Origin of the sequence: Propionivibrio limicola, from assembly GCF_009469695.1 — a bacterium.
GTDB lineage: Bacteria > Pseudomonadota > Gammaproteobacteria > Burkholderiales > Rhodocyclaceae > Propionivibrio > Propionivibrio limicola.
This window is the reverse complement of sequence record NZ_SSSR01000003.1, coordinates 181597-202029: the sequence shown is the minus strand read 5'-3', so window position 1 is coordinate 202029 and position 20433 is coordinate 181597. Positions and strand designations below refer to the sequence as shown.

General features: G+C 54.1%; 17 protein-coding genes and 1 pseudogene. 4 read left to right on the top strand and 14 right to left on the bottom strand.

Annotated features, from left to right (window positions below; all coding sequences use genetic code 11):
• Positions 1-81 precede the first annotated feature (81 nt).
• Positions 82-783: a ribosome biogenesis GTP-binding protein YihA/YsxC gene (yihA, locus tag GH659_RS04865; protein ID WP_153109671.1), complete on the bottom strand. Its 702-nt coding sequence runs from the start codon at positions 781-783 to the stop codon at positions 82-84.
• A gap of 221 nt (positions 784-1004) precedes the next feature.
• On the opposite strand from yihA, the gene GH659_RS04860 reads away from it, so the two are divergent.
• The gene (locus GH659_RS04860) at positions 1005-1436 is read left to right on the top strand and encodes a CBS domain-containing protein (protein WP_153109669.1); all 432 of its coding nucleotides are present in this window, start codon (positions 1005-1007) and stop codon (positions 1434-1436) included.
• 64 nt (positions 1437-1500) lie between these two features.
• Here GH659_RS04860 and gpmI read toward each other — a convergent pair whose 3' ends face one another.
• From gpmI to bioB, 3 genes are read right to left on the bottom strand one after another with little or no spacing between them, the layout of a single operon-like run.
• Complete coding sequence (gene gpmI, locus GH659_RS04855) at positions 1501-3132, bottom strand: 2,3-bisphosphoglycerate-independent phosphoglycerate mutase (RefSeq protein ID WP_153109667.1); 1632 nt, start codon at positions 3130-3132, stop codon at positions 1501-1503.
• A gap of 56 nt (positions 3133-3188) precedes the next feature.
• Entirely contained in the window at positions 3189-4082 is an 894-nt protein-coding gene (gene bioC, locus GH659_RS04850; protein WP_153109665.1) for a malonyl-ACP O-methyltransferase BioC, read from the bottom strand.
• A 26-nt stretch (positions 4083-4108) separates the two neighbouring features.
• Positions 4109-5101: a biotin synthase BioB gene (gene bioB / locus GH659_RS04845; RefSeq protein ID WP_153109663.1), complete on the bottom strand. Its 993-nt coding sequence runs from the start codon at positions 5099-5101 to the stop codon at positions 4109-4111.
• On the opposite strand from bioB, the gene GH659_RS04840 reads away from it, so the two are divergent.
• A complete protein-coding gene (locus GH659_RS04840; RefSeq protein WP_246167707.1) occupies positions 5100-5912 on the top strand; it encodes a ComFC family protein in 813 nt (270 codons plus the stop codon). The two genes, bioB and GH659_RS04840, sit on opposite strands and share 2 nt — an antisense overlap.
• Positions 5913-5932: 20 nt before the next feature.
• Here the strand turns inward: GH659_RS04840 and GH659_RS15020 are convergent, their stop codons facing one another.
• Positions 5933-6070, bottom strand: a complete 138-nt coding sequence (locus GH659_RS15020) for a D-aminoacyl-tRNA deacylase (RefSeq protein ID WP_281349710.1) — start codon at positions 6068-6070, stop codon at positions 5933-5935.
• A gap of 154 nt (positions 6071-6224) precedes the next feature.
• Positions 6225-7304, bottom strand: a complete 1080-nt coding sequence (pbpG, locus tag GH659_RS04830) for a D-alanyl-D-alanine endopeptidase (protein ID WP_153109661.1) — start codon at positions 7302-7304, stop codon at positions 6225-6227.
• A 278-nt stretch (positions 7305-7582) separates the two neighbouring features.
• Here pbpG and GH659_RS04825 point away from each other — a divergent pair, with 278 nt between their 5' ends.
• Positions 7583-9418, top strand: a complete 1836-nt coding sequence (locus GH659_RS04825; RefSeq protein ID WP_153109659.1) for a phosphoenolpyruvate carboxykinase (GTP) — start codon at positions 7583-7585, stop codon at positions 9416-9418.
• A gap of 396 nt (positions 9419-9814) precedes the next feature.
• Positions 9815-10238 (top strand): annotated as a pseudogene (locus tag GH659_RS15015) (integrase core domain-containing protein); the annotation flags it as partial.
• Between the two features lie 462 nt (positions 10239-10700).
• On the opposite strand, the gene GH659_RS04810 reads toward GH659_RS15015, so the two are convergent.
• From GH659_RS04810 to GH659_RS04775, 8 genes are all read right to left on the bottom strand, one after another.
• The gene (locus GH659_RS04810; RefSeq protein ID WP_153109655.1) at positions 10701-12806 is read right to left on the bottom strand and encodes a type IV pilus secretin PilQ; all 2106 of its coding nucleotides are present in this window, start codon (positions 12804-12806) and stop codon (positions 10701-10703) included.
• Complete coding sequence (locus GH659_RS04805; protein WP_153109653.1) at positions 12803-13327, bottom strand: pilus assembly protein PilP; 525 nt, start codon at positions 13325-13327, stop codon at positions 12803-12805. The genes GH659_RS04810 and GH659_RS04805 overlap by 4 nt, the downstream gene beginning before the upstream one ends.
• A complete protein-coding gene (locus GH659_RS04800) occupies positions 13324-14004 on the bottom strand; it encodes a type IV pilus inner membrane component PilO (protein WP_153109651.1) in 681 nt (226 codons plus the stop codon). The genes GH659_RS04805 and GH659_RS04800 overlap by 4 nt, the downstream gene beginning before the upstream one ends.
• Positions 14001-14567, bottom strand: coding sequence for a PilN domain-containing protein (locus GH659_RS04795; protein ID WP_153109649.1), 567 nt, complete (start codon positions 14565-14567; stop codon positions 14001-14003). Before GH659_RS04795 ends, GH659_RS04800 begins: the two co-directional genes overlap by 4 nt.
• Positions 14564-15727, bottom strand: coding sequence for a pilus assembly protein PilM (locus tag GH659_RS04790; protein ID WP_211364103.1), 1164 nt, complete (start codon positions 15725-15727; stop codon positions 14564-14566). The genes GH659_RS04795 and GH659_RS04790 overlap by 4 nt, the downstream gene beginning before the upstream one ends.
• A gap of 101 nt (positions 15728-15828) precedes the next feature.
• The gene (locus GH659_RS04785) at positions 15829-16632 is read right to left on the bottom strand and encodes a sulfite exporter TauE/SafE family protein (RefSeq protein ID WP_211364102.1); all 804 of its coding nucleotides are present in this window, start codon (positions 16630-16632) and stop codon (positions 15829-15831) included.
• A gap of 116 nt (positions 16633-16748) precedes the next feature.
• Complete coding sequence (gene tkt, locus GH659_RS04780; protein WP_153109647.1) at positions 16749-18752, bottom strand: transketolase; 2004 nt, start codon at positions 18750-18752, stop codon at positions 16749-16751.
• 218 nt (positions 18753-18970) lie between these two features.
• Positions 18971-20416, bottom strand: a complete 1446-nt coding sequence (locus tag GH659_RS04775) for a phospholipase D-like domain-containing protein (protein WP_153109645.1) — start codon at positions 20414-20416, stop codon at positions 18971-18973.
• Positions 20417-20433: the final 17 nt, after the last annotated feature.

The window sequence follows — 20433 nt, the reverse complement described above, 5'->3', positions numbered from 1 at the left end:
CGCTTCATCTCCCTGAGCGGGTGCCTTACGTCACGTAAGGCATTTTGCCCCCGGCCCCTCCCTTCGCCGGGGGTTTTTTCTTCATGTTTTCTTTCCCACTCTTGCACTCCAGCCGATCGCCTTGCGGTTTTTCGGGCGAGCTGCTTTTTCCGTACGCAGACCGGTTGGCGGCGGCACATCGTCGGGAACCTCCATCCCGAGCCAGCCGCCGAGAATCAATTCCGCCTCCCTGACGCCCAAACGGTTGAAACTCGAAAACAGCTGCACCGAACAGTTGCTTCCGAACTGCAACAGCCCGGCCTTTACCTCCCGCACGACTTCTGCCTGCTCCATCCGCGTCAGCTTGTCAGCCTTCGACAAAAGGACGTGAATCGGTTTTCCGCTCGGGGCAAACAATTCAATTAACTGAGCATCGAGATCGGTCAATGGATGGCGGCTATCCATGATCAAAACCAATCCGGCCAACGTCGTTCTATGGCGCAAATAAGGGCCAAGCAGGCTTTCCCATTGCGAGCGAATTTCCTCAGGAGCCTTGGCAAAGCCATAGCCGGGAAGATCGACGAAATACTTTCCCTCGGCGAGGGTAAAGTAATTCAGATGTTGCGTCCGGCCGGGCGTCTTGGAAACAAATGCGAGCCGTGTGTGATCCGCGAGCGTATTGATAGCCGATGATTTCCCAGCGTTCGAGCGCCCGGCAAAGGCAATCTCGCACACCGAATCCATTGGCAAATCCTGAAGATTAGCGACGGTCGTATGAAAGACCGCCTTCCTGAAAAGTGACATCGTGCCCCAAGAAAAATAAATCGGCAGCTGTTTCGTCGCTGCCGTGGAAATTCAAAGACGTTTTATAGAATAACAGGTTTAGCAATCAGCTTGCCGCCATGCTGAACCGCTCTCGAGAACTTCCCCGATAGCAAACGGTCAAATACCGGGCAGTCATCATGCTCACCGGCGCAGCTGCAATTGCCACGTAGCGAACAAACAACGAAGCGCACGGAGGTTTCATGAAAACACTCAGACAGCTTATCGAGAGCAAGAACAAATTACCCGTTGCCGTTTCCCCTCTCGAATCGGTGCATCGTGCGCTTGAAGTCTTGGCCATGCATGATATTGGCGCCGTTCTTGTCCTTGATGGCGAACGCCTTGTCGGCATTTTCTCTGAACGCGATTACGCGCGAAAGGTCATTCTGCAGGGCAAATCGTCAAAGCAGACGACAGTCGCAGAAGTCATGACCGAGAGGGTCATTTACGTTCCCGCGAACGCCACAATCGAGGAATGCATGGCGATCATGACAGAAAAACGCATCCGCCATTTGCCCGTCATAGACGATAGCGGGAATCTACTTGGGGTTGTTTCGATCGGTGACGTCGTTAAGGAAACGATCAGCCAACAGCAATTCATCATCGGAGAGCTTGAACGCTATATAACCGGCTAAACGTCATCAATCAAAAGAAGGAGGAGCGCATGCCCCTCCATTTTTTCGACCGGACTTGGCGCAATCAGTAGCTCAGCAGACTTTCATCCCATTTGTCGTGCTTCTCAAAGCCCAGGAGATTGGCGGTCGTCGCCGCCAGATTTGACAATCCGGCGTCGGCGACGGCCTTTAGCCCAAGCCTGCCGCCACTGACGTTATCGTAGAGAATCAGAGGAACAGGATTGAGGGTATGCGCCGTTTTTGCCTTGAATGCACCATCCGCACTCAAGGCCGGCTGGCCGGTCTTTTTGTCGAGTTCGAACATTTCGTCGGCGTTGCCGTGGTCAGCCGTAATCAGGGCCACCCCGCCCATTTCGTCGATAACCGGCAACAGGCGGGATAGCGCCAGATCAACCGCCTCGACGGACATTGTCGCCGCCCGGAAATTACCGGTATGGCCAACCATGTCGCCATTCGCAAAATTGCAGCGCAGCGCTCGATAAGCGCCGCTCCTGAGCGCCGCGATCATCGCATCGGCAATTTCCGCGGATTTCATCCAGGGGCGCTGCTCGAACGGAACGACATCGCTCGGCACTTCTACATAGGTTTCGCCCTCGAACTTGCCAGAGCGGTTGCCGTTCCAGAAGTAGGTGACGTGGCCGAATTTCTGGGTCTCGGAGCACGCAAACTGCGTAAGCCCCGACTTTGAGAACCATTCGCCCGACGTATCCTGAATCGCCGGCGGTGCTACGAGAAAACGCTTGGGAAGCTTCAAATCACCATCGTATTGCAGCATCCCGGCGTAGGTGACTTTCGGCACGCGCACACGATCGAACTTGTCGAAATCGGCGTCTTCAAAGGCGCGGGTGATTTCGATTGCGCGATCGCCACGGAAGTTGAAGAAAACGACCGAATCGCCGTCGCCAATGGTGCCGACGGGCTGACCGTCCCTGGCAATAACGAAGGGGGGAAGATCCTGATCGATGGTGCCGGGAAAACGGACACGCAAATCCTTAACCGCCGCTGACGCGCTCGGGTACTGATCCCCCTCACCGAGCACATGAATGTGCCACCCTTTCTCGACCATGCGCCAATTGGCCTCATAGCGATCCATCGTAATCGCCATGCGCCCGCCCCCCGAGGCAATCTGTGCATCGAAGCCGCCCGAACTGATCTCGGCAAGGAAAGCCTCAAATGGTTCCAGATACTCCAACGCGCTTGTTTCAGGAACATCGCGACCGTCGAGCAACGCGTGAATACGCACGCACCGGATCCCGTCTTCCTTGGCGCGCACGACCATCGCTTTCAGGTGGTCAATGTGGCTATGCACGTTACCGTCGGAAAAAAGACCGATGAAATGCACGGTTCCCGACGTTGCCCCCGCAATGATCTGCTGCCATGCGTCGCGCTGCCAGATGGCTCCACTCGCGATCGCCGCAGCGACCAAGGCCGCGCCTTGGCTATAGACTTGGCCGGCACCGATGGCATTGTGACCCACTTCCGAATTGCCCATGTCGTCATTGGAAGGCATCCCCACCGCCGTGCCGTGGGCGCGCAGGGTCATGTTGGGATAATTGGCGAAAAGCCGATCAAGCGTGGGCTTCCGGGCCGCCGCGATGGCACTTCCCACGTCAGATTTGGCAATCCCGTAGCCATCGATGATAACCGTCACCACCGGCCCCTGGATACCGGCAAAGGAACTCATTTTTTTCAACATAACTTTCCCCTTTTCTAACGTCGGAACGTTGCTCGCGCAGACTTCGCCCGTTTTATCTATCGCAACCGCTGTTTCGGATCAAAACGAATGATCGAGCGCCCGTCTGCCGCGACTTTCGATGGAGATTTCCATGCATGACCATACACAACCTCGAACGTTGCAGGATAGCACCCACCAACATCAAATTTCTTGTAAGTCTCGCATGCCGCCGACCACTCATGACGCCCCATCAACCCCCGACGCCGCCCGGCCATCGCACAAGCGGCGCCGTTAGCCCGCAAGTCACGAAACAGATCATCCAGCGACGGATAGGTCATCGTCAGCGTTTCGACATCCATTACCGGGTCGGAAAAACCACATTCAATAAGCATATCTCCATAATCGTGCATATCGACGAACCGCTGGGTGTGCTCATAACCGTCGCCAAAACAGGCGCGCAGTTCCTTGAGGGTATCCGGGCCGAGCGTTGAGAACATGAGCAATCCGCCAACATCGAGCACCCGGTGCATTTCCCGGAAGGCAAGCAGGGGATCGTCAAGCCAATGCAGCATCTGATTCGACCAGACGAGTCCAGCGGCATTCGACCGAATCGGCAACGCATCAACATTGGCCGCCAACAGGGATGCCGACTTGGCCGAGCCAAGAAACGGCAACAACCAGCGTAGCCATGTACGTTGCTTCAAGCCCGCCCGAAGCATGGATTCGCTGATGTCGATTCCGACGAGTTGCGCTTTGGGGTAACGCTCACCGAGGGCCGTCAGACCGCTACCAGTGCCGCAACCGAGATCGACGACACGGCCCGGCTCAAGCTTCACGTAGTCGAGACGTTCGAGCATCCGCCGAGCGATCTCCCGTTGCAGAATGGCGACCTCATCATAGCCAGCCGCCGCTCGTGCAAAATTGCGCCCCACTTGGCGCTGATCAATAAACGGCGCCACCGCGCTCTTCATGAAGCTCTAGTAGAAAACAAAAATGCTCAGATGGCGCGCAAACCAAGTTTCTCGAACAGAAGCTGGTCGGAATTGATGTCCAAATTGCTCGCCGTCAATAACTTGTCGCAATAAAAAATCGAATTCGCCCCGGCAAAGAAGCACATCGCCTGCATTTCCTGCGACATCGCTTCACGCCCGGCCGACAGGCGAACGAAACTCTTCGGCATGGTAATCCGTGCGGCCGCGATAGTACGCACGAATTCAAAGCTGTCGACCTTCTCGCTGGTCGCCAATGGCGTTCCCGGCATCGCCACCAGATTGTTGATCGGTACCGATTCGGGCGGGGGGTTAAGGTTTGCCAACTGGGCAATCATCGCTGCCCGGTTACGTCGCGACTCACCAAGACCAAGGATGCCACCAGAACACACCTTGAGTCCCACCTCACGCACCTGGGCGATCGTATCGATACGATCCGAATGCTTGTGCGAGGTAATCACTTTGTCGTAAAACTCGGCGTCGGTATCGAGGTTGTGGTTGTAGTAATCGAGTCCGGCGTCCTTGAGCCTCTGCGCCTGCCCTTCCTTGAGCATACCCAGCGTCACGCAGGTTTCCATCCCGAGCGCCTTCACTTCGCGGATCATCTGCGTCACCACTTCCAGCTCTTTTTCTTTCGGCCCCCGCCAGGCCGCCCCCATGCAAAAGCGCGTTGCCCCCTTGGCCTTGGCTTCCTTGGCTGCCGCTACAACATCCTCCACCTGCATGAGCGCCTCGCGCTCGGTATCCGTTTTGTAACGCGCGGATTGCGAGCAATAGCTACAATCCTCGGGACAGCCGCCGGTCTTGATGGAAAGCAGCGCCGAACGTTGCACCTCGTTCGGATCAAAATTCTCCCGATGCACTTGCTGGGCTCGATATAACAGATCCATAAGAGGCATCTGGTAAAGTGCTTCAACCTGGGAGACCGTCCATTTCGCGGACTGAGAAGCGGAAGATGCAGCGGTAGCCGCCGAAGATGCGACTGGAGAGACTGTATTCATGGGTGCAACCTACTGGAAACGGGGAAAATGCAAGACACAGAAGGAAAAACCAGAGAGCCGACTCAACGACGGGGGCGTCCGGGGAATGTGCATTCTAACTCAAAACAAAGGCTTGCTATCCGCGCCAGGATTGGCGCGCTTGTTCAACGCCCTCGCTCCTCAAAGCTGCCTTCTTTGCGCATCGACCAGCCGCCACGCCCCCGTTTGCGAAGCATGCACCGCAGATCTGCCCAAACACGAACTCCCGGCATGCCCGCGCTGCGCCCAGCCAACACCTGCAGGTGAATTGTGCGGGCAGTGCCTCGCGCACCCGCCACACTATGACTCAACGCGAGCTGCTTTTCTCTATGATTTCCCGTTAGACAAACTCGTGCAAGCGTTGAAATACGCACATCGCCTGGCGATTGCCGACTACCTTGGGCAGCAAATGGCATGTACGGCCGATGGAATTTGCGCCGATCTCATTATCCCGTTACCGCTGCATCTGATACGCCTGCGTGAGCGTGGATTCAATCAAGCACTGGAACTCGCCCGTCCGATTAGTCGCTCCCATAACCTGCAAATCGATACGACCAGTTGCGTCCGCCTACGTCACACCGCTGCACAAGCCACACTGCCTTGGCGAGACCGGAAAGAAAATATTCGAAACGCGTTTTATTGTTCGACGGATCTAACCGGAAAACGAATATTGCTTGTCGATGACGTCATGACTACGGGCAGCTCACTTAACGAGTGTGCGCGCACCCTAAAACTGCACGGCGCATCTGCCGTAACCGTACTGGTTGCTGCGCGCGCCCTGGCGAAACGCTGATTGAGGCATGCAGACTGGCTTCAGTCAGGATTTTTGGAATCGATGAAGATTGTCACCGGGCCGCTATTGACCAGATGGACATCCATGTCGGCCCCAAATACGTCAGTCTGAACTTGAATATCCAATTCACGATCAAGCTCCCCGACAAAACGAGCAATCCGGCTCTGATCACCTCCACAATCTGGCCAGAGATTTCCACACGGGCCATTGCGACCCGCTGAACCAGTGCTCTCATAGAAAACCGCTTTGGAGCAACCTGAAAGACAACCCCGAGTAAATGCTTTTACAGCAATGAAAACTCATAGGACGCGATCAAACCCCTTCTCCACGCCTTATCTGCGCGTGCGTCGCCGCCTTGCGCGCGGCAAAAGCATGCTCCATCCACCGTCTGATCCGGTTCGCATCCCCTACCCGCGTCTCCTTGCCTGCCGAGTCGAGCAACACGATCACGACTGGCTTTTCAGCGACGCGCGCCTGCATCACTAGGCATTTCCCAGCCTCTTGTATGTACCCCGTTTTTGAGACCCCGACATCCCACGCTGCGCTCTTTACCAAGGGATTGGTATTCCGGTATGCCATTTGACGTCCACTAACCTCGACAAAAGCTTCCGGCGTCGTCGAAAATTCCCTGATCAACGGGTAGCGCTGCGCAGCCGCCACCATTCGAGCCAAATCACGGGCTGTAGATACGTTATTTTTAGTCAGCCCGGTCGGATCTTCAAAATGCGTATCCCTCATCCCCAACTCCCGCGCCTTCGCATTCATCGCACCAAGAAATGCCGGCAACCCTCCGGGGTAGTGGCGGGCCAGCGCATGGGCAGCCCGATTTTCAGAGGACATCAAAGCTAGCAGCAGCGCCGTTTCACGGCCAATCACGGTCCCAACGGGCAACCTGGAACGGCTTCCGCGCAGATAGTCGACATCGTTTTCCGATATGGTGATTGGAGCTTGCAAATTCGGCGCACTATCAAGCACCACCATCGCCGTCATTAGTTTGGTAATTGACGCAATCGGCACCACGGCGCCGGCATTTTTCTGATACAGAGCTTCGCCCGCCCCCTGATCGAACACAAAGGCAAAACCCGACTGCACTGATAATTTTTGCTCGGCGCCGGGACCACTTCTGGCATTGGTCGCCGCGGTCCGTTTCTGTCGTTTTGCTTTCCCCGACGCAGCTACGCTACGCTTACTAACTTGCCCGGCTTTCGCCACCGTCTTTTTTTTTGCCGTAGAGGTCTTCTGCTTGCCTTTTGCCACACCCTTTTTGGGCGCATCTTTAGCAGCAAGAACCTTTTTATTCGACTCTGCGCCAGAGGAGGTATCGACCGGCAAGAAGAAGACGCCTAACGCCAACACAATCGGCACAACAACATTCAGCAAGCTTCTCTTCATTGCCACCTCCTAACGACAGCTTATTGCGCAAAACACAAAAGTCTACCACCCAAAAACACCAAATCAACAAATGCCGCGAGAGCAAAAACCAAGGGCTACGCATTTAACATATCGGTCCGTGCATAAATTCGGTGATTTTATTATGCTAAAATTACACCGTAAGCCTACCGAATACAAAAGAGCCCTGCTCTTTTCATATCGGCAGTTCACAGTCAAATTGCTTTTATCGCCCTCCTGACAAACCAGTTCCAAAACGCCCCAAGAGAGAGTGTATTGCTATGAGAGAAACCTTTTCCATCAATGCCCCTGACTACGTCAAGCATGAAGGTCTAAAGCAGTGGGTAGCACAAATCGCCACCTTGACCTCGCCTGATCGTATCGTTTGGCTTGATGGCTCACAAGAGGAATACGACAGTCTCTGCAACGAACTCGTTGAAGCCGGAACCTTTATCAAGCTAAAAAAACGCAAGAATTCTTTTGCAGCGTTTTCAGACCCTTCAGATGTCGCCCGCGTAGAGGACCGGACTTTTATCTGCTCTGAAAAACAGGAAGATGCCGGCCCGACAAACAACTGGGAAAACCCGCAAGTAATGCGGGCAACCCTGAAGCGTTTGTTCGAGGGATGCATGAAAGGGAGAACGATGTATGTAATCCCTTTCTCAATGGGCCCAATTGGCTCGCCGATTGCGCAAATTGGCGTTGAAATCACTGACAGCGCCTACGTTGCCGTTAACATGCGCATCATGACCCGGATGGGCAGAGATGCGGCCCTTGAACTTGGCACAAACGGCAGCTTCGTCCCCTGCATACACTCGCTTGGCGCGCCAAAGGAGCCTGGCGCAAAAGACACAACCCGCTGGCCATGCAACCCGACGACAAAGTACATCGTTCACTTCCCAGAAACACGTGAAATCTGGTCCTACGGGTCAGGTTACGGTGGCAATGCACTTCTCGGAAAAAAATGTCTGGCATTGCGCATTGCATCCAGCATGGCCCGCGAGCAGGGCTGGCTTGCGGAACACATGCTCATCCTTGGCGTCGAATCTCCAGAAGGAAAAAAACACTACGTCGCCGCCGCATTCCCGTCAGCATGTGGCAAAACAAATTTCGCCATGTTGATCCCCCCGAAAGGGCTCAACGGCTGGAAGATCACCACCGTCGGGGATGACATAGCCTGGATCAAGCCTAGAGTAGACAAAGACGGGAAAACCCGCTTCTTTGCAATCAATCCCGAATCCGGTTTTTTTGGCGTTGCCCCAGGCACCAACGAGAAGACCAACTTCAATGCCATGGCCTCGCTTTCCGAAAACACAATTTTCACAAACGTCGCCCTCACCGACGACGGCGACGTGTGGTGGGAAGGCATGGCCCCCGCCCCGCAACACCTCATTGACTGGCAGGGCAACGACTGGACCCCAGAAATCGGCAAAGCCAAGGGTACAAAAGCAGCTCACCCGAACTCGCGCTTCACCTCGCCAGCTTCTCAATGCCCGAGCATTGACGGCAACTGGGAAAACCCCGAAGGCGTTCCGATTTCGGCGTTCATCTTCGGGGGGCGTCGTGCATCCACCATCCCCCTCGTTTGCCAAACCTTCAACTGGGATTTCGGCGTTTTTTCAGCCGCCACACTCGGCTCTGAAACGACGGCCGCCGCCTTCGGCGCCCAAGGTGTTGTGCGTCGCGACCCGTTCGCCATGCTCCCATTTTGCGGTTACAACATGGCGGACTATTACAGCCATTGGCTTGACATGAAAAATGCCGTTGCTGATATCCCCCCCATTTTCCTGGTCAACTGGTTCAGAACCAATGAACAAGGTGAATTCGCTTGGCCAGGCTTCGGCGACAACGCCCGCATCCTGAAGTGGATCATTGGTCGCTGCGAAGGAACCGCTCAAGCAGCAGAAACCACTCTTGGATGGATGCCCAGCTTCGAGGACATAGACTGGACGGACACAGATTTTTCCGAAAGGGAATTTGAGGACGTAACAAAAATAAATAGAGACGCGTGGATCAGCGAATTGAACGGAAGCAAGGAATGGTTCGAGAAATTCGGCGACAAGACGCCAGAAAAACTTGAACTGATCCGCGAGTACCTGTTTAGAAGTTTTACGTAAGAGTCTGCTCCCGCTGAAATCAAGCATTCAGCGGGATGCTTTGCGAAGGCTGCACGACTGGTGGGAGCTACTAAAACAATGACACCACCTCTTAGTCGTGCAGACTAGCTGAGTTTTCCAGCCCAAGCACTGATGACAATGGTCATCATAAACTACCCGCCCCGAAAATTCCGACAATTACCCTGCTCAACCGCCATCCGCATCAAAATAGTTCTCGCCTCAATAAAACATACCCCGAGGCACTAAAGAATGAAAATGGCATGGCCTGAGAGAATTCAAAAATCGAGCGATAGCGCTATGGCCGACGTCGATCTGCGTACCCTTCAGCGCTGGCAGGCGACCGATAGGCTGCTCGGCGGCGGCCACCGACCACGCATACCGCCGGCCTGGTGCTGAGACATGACGTATCTGCCGGCCAGAATCCAGGGCCGATGGTTTCACCTCCACCTCATCCTCGACCTGTATAGCCGCGAAATTGTCGGCGGGGAGGTGCATGACTGCGATCACGCCGATCGTGCGGCGCATCTGCTGCGCCGCACCGCGTTGGACAAAGGCCATTGTCCGCACTGAACAGCAAGCCCGTCTTGCATGGTGACTACGGCTTGACGCTCCAAGCCACGACAGTGCTGGCGATGCTGAACTGGTTGGGCGTCACCCCCCATATTTTCGACCCCGGGCTAGCGATGACAACGCTTACGCGGAATCGCTGTTTCGCACCGCCCAATACCGTCGCAAGTTTCCGGCCAAAGGCTTTGCCGAACTCGACTACGCTCGCGCCTGGGCGCACAGCTTCGTACATTGGTACAACGTCGAGCATCGTCAACGCGCATTCGGAAGACAAGCTTCTTCAGCAGTTGGCTGCATGAACGAGGCAACAACTACCTTGACGCGCACCGGGTATCAAACCAACGAAGAATAGGGATCTGCGCATCCAAACCACGCAGTCGAAGATAAGTCGCCCGACACTGCAAAACGATTTTGTTGGAAATTCTCGCTCGCGACTTTTATCAGCAAGCTGTCGAACTACACGTACGCACGACCGTGCTTCACCGCTTTCCCCATCTCGACACCAGAGCCCAGTGCCATAGTGCGCGGAAACACACTTGCCCGGAGCCACGAAAACTCAGCCTCGCGCGAGTCATGCAACAGCGCAGATCATCTACAAACGCTGGCCGCTCATTTTCCGGTCACGCCAAACTGCCGCCAGCCTCGATGAGGTAATGACTTACCGCGCCCAACGACCTTCTCCGTCCGGCCTGTCATCACCCGAAGCGCGCATCACCTACCTTACAGCCAAATTGTCCGAAACTATCTTTGGTGTAATAAAAACAAGCAGTTCAGTCTTATTATCAACCCACTCGGTTGATTTAAATAACCAGCCAAGATACGGAAGATCGCCAAGTAACGGAACCCGGTAGGTCGAGGTACTCTTCTCTTGCGTATAGATACCTCCAATAACAACAGTACCACCATTCTCGACAAGAACTTCTGTCTTGACATGCTTGGTATCAATGGCCAATCCAGAACCGGTAGATAGAGACGTATTGGGCGTATCTTTATTAATATCAAGCGACATCGTAACCTTGCCATCAGGAGTAATTTGCGGCTTCACTTTCAGAGAAAGATTGGCTTTTTTATATGCAATGCTCGTCGCACCAGAACTTGTTGCTTGTTGATATGGAATTTCCACGCCCTGCTCAATAATGGCTTCGACCTGATTTGTGGTCATAATACGTGGATTTGATATCACTTTCCCGCGGCCATCAGCCTCCAAAGCAGAAATTTCAATATCCAGATATCTAGACATTTTTCCATCAAAGAGGGTCAGTGCGTAGCTAGCAGCTGAGGTCCCAGAAATTGACGATGCAGGCAAATTGACACTTCCCAACCCCCCTGTTGTCTGGGTAGAGTTAATCCACCCCAACTCTGTTTCCTTCGTGTATGTGCTCGATATCTCTCCGGTATTCGAGTCTTTAGTCGTTGTTTTTGTAAGAGCTCCCGTCCCTAAACGTACCCCGAGGTTTTTGGAGAATGAATCACCGGCTTCAACGATTCGCGCCTCTATCAGAACCTGCCTAACAGGAATATCGATCTTGGCTATCATTGCCCGAACATCATCAAGCCGGCTCGGGGTATCTTGGACAAAAAGCATATTTGACCGTTCGTCCAACAAGGCACTGCCGCGTTTCGACAAAAGTGTCTGCTTCGAGTCCGACAGCAACTTCTTTACATCCGCACCCTTTATGTAATTCATCAGGAAGCTTTCGGTATGCAAAGGCTCCAGATCTCCGATTTGCGCCTTTGACTCGAACTCCAGCTTTTCCTTAGTGGCAATTTCCTCTCGCGGCGCAATCAAAATCACGTTGCCGTTTTTCCTCATATCGAGGCCTTTCTGCTGGAGGATGATATCCAGCGCCTGATCCCACGGCACATCTTTAAGAATAAGAGTAATCGCTCCGCCAACAGAATCGCTGACCACGATATTCATCCCGGTAAATTCGCCAATCACCTGTAGCAAACGCCGAACCTCCACATTTTGGAAGTTCAACGATAATTTCTCCCCCTGATATCCACCACGTGTTCCCTGGACCAATTTATTCGGGTTTTCAATAACCGGTTTAATCTCAATGACAAAAAGGTTATCTGTCTGATAGGCATTGTGCTCCCACAATCCACGCGGCGAGATGGTCATGCGCGCATTGACACCTTGCTGGACAGTACTGACCGAAACCACCGGCGTTGAGAAATCCGTCACGTCGAGTTTTTTTCTCAGCACCTCAGGAACACCGACCTTGAGAAAATCGACCAATAGATTCTGGCCTTGCTGGCGAATATCAATCCCGGCGTTTGGATCACTAAGTTCCACCGTAATTCTCGCCTCCCCATCTTTCCCGCGCCGGAACGAGATATCTCGGACATTCACTGCGTTCGATTGGATTGCGGAAGGCTGCGAGAAATGCTCTAAGCGAGAAGGAAACTCACCCGCGTTACTAGAAGCCGTGAGGGCGAGCAATAGATTCTTTCCATCAATCGTCTGCTCATAAAGCATTCCCCGATTTAAATTAAGCACAACGCGGGTACGATCTTCAGCTTGCACCACATTAACACTCTTCAACTCCGCCTCATTAAAAGACTGGGAATTTTTTCCGAGACCATTAACAGTATCCGCAAAATCCAAAACAATCCTGGCTGGGTTGGCAACACTAAACGAAGGGGGTAACGCGGTTAGCGGCTGCTTAAAAGACAATTTGACGTTGAGCACACCACCTTGTTGCACCACCGCAATTGCTTCAATTGCGTTTTGTCGCTCTTGGGCGTCAATTGGAAAAGCAGCTACGACAAAAAAAGAGCCCACCAGGCCAATCAAATACCGTGCGATTTTGTTCATTTTTTTACCTCCTGCTCCTGAAGCAGCAATTTGCTTTCCCTTTCAACCCAATCCCCCGCCGCATCCTGAACGAGTTCCTTCAAAGCAACCTCAGTCTCCGAAATTCTTGTCACGACACCGAAATTTTGCCCCATGTAATTACCCACCCTCACATGATGAAGTACTCCGTCCGCTTGAATAATTGCATACGACAACTTGTTTCTCGACATCACCCCAACATATCTCAATGATTCGAGCGGATATGACTCAAGCGGCTCTCGCGGTCGATCCAGATCGGGCTGAACACCGCCAGCCGACCCTTTTTTTCTTTCCAAACTTATTTTTGAAGAGCTGAACGGCTCAAGCAGATTTGCGACATCGTAAGGACTCGGCTCATAAACTTTAACCTGCGGCAGAGGCGGGATCTTTCCTTTTATTCCTTTGGATACCTCGTTCATCCATTGCCGCAAATCCTCGTGTTCATTTCCGGCAGAACACGCAACCAAGACAAGAGGCGTCAATAGAAGCGCAATTTTTCTCATTTCTTACCCTTTGACGCCTTGGCGGCCTTTTCGGCCCGCTTTCTAGCCGCGACCTCCTCTTCGTCAAGGTAACGGAATGTCTTTGCTACCGCATCCAAGACGAGAGAGCCATCCTTAGCCTGCTGATTAGGTGCTATAGAAACATTATTCATCGTAACTATTCGCGACAAAGCGCCAATATCCGCAGCAAACGCACCGAAATCATGATAGCCACCCGATAGGCGGACATTTATCGGTAGTTCAGCATAAAACTCCTTAATGGTTTCCTGACCTGGCTTAAATAGCTCAAACTGCAACCCCCTACCCATTCCAGATTGATTTATTTCAACCAGCAAAGACTCGACCTCCGCCTTGTTTGGCAATTGTTTGAGCAAGGCGCCAAAAGAACGGTCTATTTCAGCAAGTTGCTGCGTATACAAATCGAGATTGACCGCTTGCGTTTTTTTAGCAACGAACTCTTCTCTCAATTTGACTTCTTCCTGCTCACGCGCGCCAAGTTCACTCAGCTGATCACTCCAAACGAACCACCAGCCCGCCAACAATACCAGGATCAATACAAATACGAGCGCGGCAAACCGCGGGATGGCAGGCCAAGCCCCGACATCTTTCGCATTTAACCCCTGAAATTCATCAAGAATGGATTTAATGTCAAAGCTGACTTTTTCCGCCCCGCTCACTTTGCCCCTCCTTCTTCCTTGACCTCTCCTTTAAGGAACAAAGTCATGTTGAATTCGTTCGACCGGCGCTTCTCAACGGAAACCGCTTTGATTTCGACCAGCTCAGGCCTTTCCAGCCATTCTGACGCTTCAATATTCCGCATCAACGTCGAAACCCGGGCGTTCGATTGGGCATAGCCGCTCAACGAAACTTTACGGCCATCCTGCTTCATCGAACGAAGATAGACGCCTTCCGGCATTTGCTTAGCCATTTCGCTTAACAACCGAACCGCTTCGGCACGATCCTGCTGAAGAGATTCGATGATCTGTTTGCGAGCCAGCAGAGCCTGTGTTTGCTCCTTGAGGCGTTTGATCTGGTCAATTTCCTTATCGAGTAGCGCTATTTCCTTTTTAAGAAACTGGTTTTTCGACTCTTGAGCCGAGATATAGCCGCCAATCACAGAAAACCCAAGGAATACGACGAGCACACCAAGCACCACAACCATTCCAAGCAGCGAATAAAACTGCTGCCGCCTGGCTTTGCGCTTTTCCTCGCGATGCGGGAGAAGATTGATGCGTATCATTCGTCGAACCTCCGCAACGCAAGACCACACGCCACCATCAACGAAGACGAGTCCATGAGGAGGTTTCTTGCACGAACACGTTCGGAAAGCGCCATCTCGGCAAACGGATTCGCAATAACCGTATCAACTTGGGTACGTAAAGCCACGGCCTCGTCAGCCCCCGGCAGAACCGCACACCCGCCCGCCAACACAATGTGATCAACCTCGCTGAACTGAGTCGATGTAAAGAAAAACTGCAATGCTCGCGAGACCTCGAGCGCCATGTTCTCGACAAAAGGCTTTAGCAACTCGCTCTCATAATTTTCCGGCAAATTATTTCGGCGCTTCTCAAGTTCCGCCTCTTCAAATGACATACCAAACAACCGTGCGACATCCTGGGTTAGTTGATTTCCGCCAAAGGCTTGCTCTCTACTGTAAAGCTGCTGCCCATCCTTCAGGACAGTCAGCCCCATAGCATTTGCACCGACATCGATCAGGGCGACAATTTTCCCCTTCGCCCCACCGGGCAACTGGCGCTCTACCAACGAAAAGGCAGACAGCGCAGCGAAAGATTCGACATCGACAACAACAGCCTTCAAACCGGCAGACTCGACCACGGCAACGCGGTCCTCGACTTTTTCTTTGCGCGATGCCGCGATCAGGACTTCACTTTCATCAGGCGATGAAGGTGCCGGGCCAATTACCTGAAAGTCAAGATTCACCTCATCCAGCGGGAATGGAATGTACTGATTCGCCTCGGATTCGACCAATACTTCAATTTCATCTTCTCGCTGCCCCGTCGCCACGATTATTTTCTTGGTGATCACATGCGAGGCAGGCAACGCGACGGCCACACTCCGAGTGGCCGTCGCCATTTTCTTCCAAGCACGACGCACCGTCTCAGCGGTAGCCTCAAGGCTGGCAATATTCCCGTCCGACACCGAGTCTCGGGGCAACACTTCAATCGCATATCGCTCAACGCGATAGCCATTTCTTGCATCACCCGCCAATTCGACCATTTTCACCGCCGAACTACTGATATCGAGGCCGATCAGTGAACGGGCTTTAGGATTAAGAAACGCAAGATCAAGCTGCAAAACGCCACCCCCGGAAAAACCCTTAATAAATTGATACTTAGCGTATGTTTTAAAATTCTTTTCCCAGATGCTAGCAACAACCATTCATCATGTAAAGCCAGCAACTCTTGCGAACGGGGCTCTCGCCATCACCATCCCATCGACGAGAAACGTGCTCCACAATAACAGATACATCGAACCGCCGACTAGGGGATCAGTCGCAGCAACATCCTTGTTGCCAGCAACACCAAGAAGATTGCAAAGATGCGTTTCAATACGACAACGGGCAACTTGTGGGTGCACTTCGCCCCTGCAGGCGCCATTAACATGCTGCAAGGAACCATCCAAGCCAAGGCCGGCAGGTAAACAAACCCGAGGCACCACTCGGGCAGCCCCGAGCGCGCCCACCCATTTGCCACATATCCCAGAGTGCTGCCCAAGGCGATTGGGAAGCCGACCGCTGCGGACGTTCCGATCGCCTTTTGCATTTTGACATTACAAAACGTCAAGAAAGGAACCGTCAGCACTCCGCCACCAATAGCCACGAGCGCTGAAATGCAACCGATCGCTCCCCCAACGGCAACAACAGCGATCCGCCCCGGCAATTGCCTATTGGGTTTCGGCTTCAAATTGAACACCATTTGCACAGCAGCAAACAATACAAAGCACGCAAAGATAACGGCGAGCGGTTCGGCAGGAACAGCCGACGCAAGAGATGCGCCAAACACAGTCCCCAAGAGAATTCCGGGCGAAATCTGCGCAACAATCTTCCAAATGACCGCGCCATGCTGATGATGACTTCTCAGGCTAGAAAGAGACGTAAACAAAATTGTCGCGGCAGATGTCCCGAGGGCTAGATGCAAAACGTCACCAGAAGGAAAACTGCTCTGGGAAGCAAAAATCATCGCCAACACGGGAACCATGACCAGCCCACCGCCAATGCCCAGCATGCCTGCGGACAGACCGGTAAACAGCCCAAGGGCAACATATGCAAACAACCAATTCATCATCGACCAGAAGCATCAAACACGAACATATCGCCCCCAAAAAATAGGCTTTTCGACGGGCCAAAAAAAGCCCGACGCGCGGGTCGGGCTTCATACAAGGAGCAACTAGGCGCTCGCCATCAGGCCGGCAAAACGGACAGCACCGCGTCAACAACCTTGGTGTCGGTAACACCAAGATATTCGAACACCTGGCTCGCTGGCGCACTCTCGCCAAAGCGATCGATCCCGACGACAGCCCCATCCAGGCCTACGTATTGGCGCCAGAATCCCGTCACACCAGCCTCCACCGCAACTCGCGGAACACCCCGAGGCAATACGGAATCCCGATATTCCTTATCTTGCCGATCAAAGGCAAAACACGATGGCATCGAGACAACACGTACACCAATCCCTTTTTGCGCCAGCATCTCTTGTGCCGAGATGGCCAGAGCAACCTCGGAGCCAGTGGCAACAATCACCGCCTGCAACTCGCCGACAGCCTCCTTCAAAACGTAGCCGCCACGACGAATAGCATCGATCTGCCCGGCACTACGTCCCTGGTGCGGCAGATTCTGCCGGGAGAGAATAAGCGCGGTCGGGGAGCAAGTGTGCTCAATGGCGCATTGCCATGCAACGAAAGTTTCAACGCTATCGCAAGGCCGCCAAACGTCCAGATTGGGAACCATGCGTAGCGTTGCCGTCTGTTCGATCGGTTGGTGAGTCGGCCCATCCTCGCCCACCCCAACAGAATCATGAGTAAACACATAGATCGGATTAATGCGCATCAGCGCGGCCATCCTTATGGCATTTCTTGCATATTCCGAGAACATCAAGAAAGTACCGCCATAAGGTCTGAACCCGCCGTGCAAGGCCAAACCATTCATGATGGCCGCCATGCCAAACTCGCGCACGCCATAATGGATATAGTTACCGCCCTCCCCCATTGCCTCCGGTCGAATGGCGCGACATCCCTTCCACTGAGTCAAGTTGGAAGGCGCCAAATCGGCCGAGCCTCCGACAAATTCCGGCACAAACGGGACCAAGGCCTGGATGGCATTTTGCGACGATTTGCGCGTTGCCACCGCTTCGCCTTTGGCCGCAACTTCCTGCAGAGCAGCTCCAGCGCCCTCCACATAGGCCGGATGCAACTCACCCTTCATCCGTCGCTCGAATTCGCTCGCCAACTCCGGATAGGAGCGCTGATACTCCGCAAACAACTTTTCCCATTCAGCCTGCGCGCGGGCGCCTACTTCACGCCCATCCCAAGCGATACGCACCGCTTCGGGAACTTCAAACGCCGACCCGGCGATACCCAGTGCCGCACGGGTAGCCGCCACCTCATCCTTACCGAGCGGAGCGCCATGCACATCGTGAGTACCGGCCTTGTTTGGCGAACCGTTCCCGATGACTGTCTTGCAGCAAATCAGCGTCGGCTTTTCATTCTGCGACTTCGCCGCCTGAATGGCCCGATCAACGGCATCCGCGTTGTGCCCATCCACCTCCCGAATGACATTCCAGCCATACGCCTCGAAACGCTTGGGCGTATCGTCGGTAAACCAGCCCTCGACATGTCCGTCAATGGAAATGCCATTATCGTCATAGAACGCGATCAGCTTTGACAACTTCCAGGTTCCCGCAAGCGAGCAAGCCTCGTGCGAAATCCCTTCCATCATGCAGCCGTCGCCGAGGAAAACATAACTGTAGTGATCGACGATCGGGAACTGCTCGCGATTAAATTCGGCCGACAGCAATTTTTCCGCCAACGCAAACCCTACTGCGTTGCTGATGCCTTGCCCGAGCGGCCCCGTTGTCGTTTCGACGCCGGGAGTATGGCCATATTCCGGATGTCCCGGTGTCTTGCTGTGCAGTTGACGGAAGCGCTTTAGCTCATCCAGCGGCAAGTCGTAGCCCGTCAGGTGCAGGAGGGCATAAAGCAGCATCGAGCCATGCCCATTCGAAAGGACGAAACGATCCCGATTCACCCACTTGGGATCCGCCGGATTGTGCCGAAGATGCCGCCCCCACAGCGCCACCGCAATTTCCGCCATTCCCATGGGAGCACCGGGGTGCCCTGAATTAGCGGCTTGAACGCCATCCATAGCCAACACGCGAATCGCGTTCGCGAGCGCAACATCTGAAACCATTAACAACTCCTTATCCACCCAAACTGACGCCAAAGCGCAACAACCGGCACGCCAAGCAGAAACACCTTCACGCGCGACAAAAACGCCTATTTTACAAGCACTTCATGCGATTCGTCCGCAAGTTTTTCCATACCACCTCGTGCGGATACGGCGCCCGGAGGACGCGTCCGCAGGAAAGACGGGGGAACCCTTCTTGGAGAAGGCTGCGCAACAAATCCTCATAACTGAAACGCCAACCAGAGAATCAAGCCTTCCGCTATCTCTCGCCACAAACTCGGTACCACCGGGTGATAGGGTTTCGATTCGCGGAGACGGGCACCGACCCACGATGCAAAGCCCCGCACAGCCTCGTTATCGTAAAAAGCGATCATCATCTCGTAATTCAGGAACAGGCTCCGCCCATCCAGATTCGCCGATCCGGCGAGCGCCAACTCATCGTCAATCACAACGGCTTTGGCGTGAATCATGGCCGGATGCAACCAAACGCGCGCGCCCGCCGAAACGAGATCCCGCAGAGAACGATGACGTGCAACGTCCGCAAGTCGATGATTGGAACGCGCCGGCAATACCAAATCAACGACGACGCCGCGTCTGGCGGCAAGCGTCATCGCGGTAAGCAGCGACGGCTCGGGAACAAAATAAGGCGTCACGGCAAGAATGCGCCGTTGCGAGGTAAAACATGCGGAGACCAGCAAAGTGAAAATCGTATCGTCCACACGGTCAGGGCCGCTATCAACCACCTGCGCTCCCCTTTCAGCCAGACAACCGACACCCGCGCCGAGGAGCGGACTTTGCGGCAAAGGCGCTGCTTGCTCGGTGGCGAACGCCCAATCCTTGTCAAATAATGACCGGGCTTGATCAACGATCGCGCCTTCAACGTCAAAGGTGAGGTCGACCCAGGGCGTCCCCGACAGAATCGATCGCAAGGAACTGCCAGCCTCGAAATACTCGGCGGAAAGATTGCGGCCACCACACCACAGGCACGCGCCGTCGGCGATCACCATCTTGCGGTGATTGCGCAAATTGGTTCGCCCGCGCTTCGGCGATCTGAACGGCGGTACGAAGCGCACGACCTCGACGCCAGCGGCCTGCAGCCCTTTGATGTCCGGCAAACGGCTCAAGTAGATGCCGACACCGTCGATGAGGAGCCTGACCTTGACCCCCGCCCTGGCTCGCTGTTTCAGTCTTTCCGCGATATCCCCGCCCACGGCATCGCGCCCCAGAATGAAGGTCGACACCTCAAGCGTCCTTGTTGCCTGGCTGATCATTCGACACAAGGATTCCAGCGCTTGCGCCCCGTCGCCATGAATCGATAGCTTCCCGTAGGCAACGGGTTGCGGCAAGCCCATGGCCATGCCGAGTTGCTGTGAGCGAAGTGCTGTTGCCAGCAGTGGCCGACTTGGCAAGGCAAGCTGCGGCGCGTGCCTCTCGACGGGCAGCGCGGCCAGCTTGCGGCTGCCGAACGCCAGGTAGAGCGGCAAGACGATGTAGGGAAGCAGCAGGATGCCGAGCACCCAGGCGATCGCGGCCGAGGGATGTCGTCGCTGTTGCAGCGTGTGGGACGCAACAACATAGACCGACAGACCGATCACCACCAGAAGGAGGTCAAGGATCTCCCAGTATTCTTTGACAAAACCGACCAGCTGACCGAGCAATTCACCCATCGCCAAGCTCCCGGCTA

Bases quoted from the DNA above. Each gene is read 5' to 3' on its own strand.
- yihA (WP_153109671.1), bottom strand. From the start codon at position 783: ATGTCACTTTTCAGGAAGGCGGTCTTTCATACGACCGTCGCTAATCTT.
- GH659_RS04860 (WP_153109669.1), top strand. From the start codon at position 1,005: ATGAAAACACTCAGACAGCTTATCGAGAGCAAGAACAAATTACCCGTT.
- gpmI (WP_153109667.1), bottom strand. From the start codon at position 3,132: ATGTTGAAAAAAATGAGTTCCTTTGCCGGTATCCAGGGGCCGGTGGTG.
- bioC (WP_153109665.1), bottom strand. From the start codon at position 4,082: ATGAAGAGCGCGGTGGCGCCGTTTATTGATCAGCGCCAAGTGGGGCGC.
- GH659_RS04840 (WP_246167707.1), top strand. From the start codon at position 5,100: ATGGGTGCAACCTACTGGAAACGGGGAAAATGCAAGACACAGAAGGAA.
- bioB (WP_153109663.1), bottom strand. From the start codon at position 5,101: ATGAATACAGTCTCTCCAGTCGCATCTTCGGCGGCTACCGCTGCATCT.
- pbpG (WP_153109661.1), bottom strand. From the start codon at position 7,304: ATGAAGAGAAGCTTGCTGAATGTTGTTGTGCCGATTGTGTTGGCGTTA.
- GH659_RS04825 (WP_153109659.1), top strand. From the start codon at position 7,583: ATGAGAGAAACCTTTTCCATCAATGCCCCTGACTACGTCAAGCATGAA.
- GH659_RS04810 (WP_153109655.1), bottom strand. From the start codon at position 12,806: ATGAACAAAATCGCACGGTATTTGATTGGCCTGGTGGGCTCTTTTTTT.
- GH659_RS04805 (WP_153109653.1), bottom strand. From the start codon at position 13,327: ATGAGAAAAATTGCGCTTCTATTGACGCCTCTTGTCTTGGTTGCGTGT.
- GH659_RS04795 (WP_153109649.1), bottom strand. From the start codon at position 14,567: ATGATACGCATCAATCTTCTCCCGCATCGCGAGGAAAAGCGCAAAGCC.
- GH659_RS04790 (WP_211364103.1), bottom strand. From the start codon at position 15,727: ATGGTTGTTGCTAGCATCTGGGAAAAGAATTTTAAAACATACGCTAAG.
- GH659_RS04785 (WP_211364102.1), bottom strand. From the start codon at position 16,632: ATGATGAATTGGTTGTTTGCATATGTTGCCCTTGGGCTGTTTACCGGT.
- tkt (WP_153109647.1), bottom strand. From the start codon at position 18,752: ATGGTTTCAGATGTTGCGCTCGCGAACGCGATTCGCGTGTTGGCTATG.
- GH659_RS04775 (WP_153109645.1), bottom strand. From the start codon at position 20,416: ATGGGTGAATTGCTCGGTCAGCTGGTCGGTTTTGTCAAAGAATACTGG.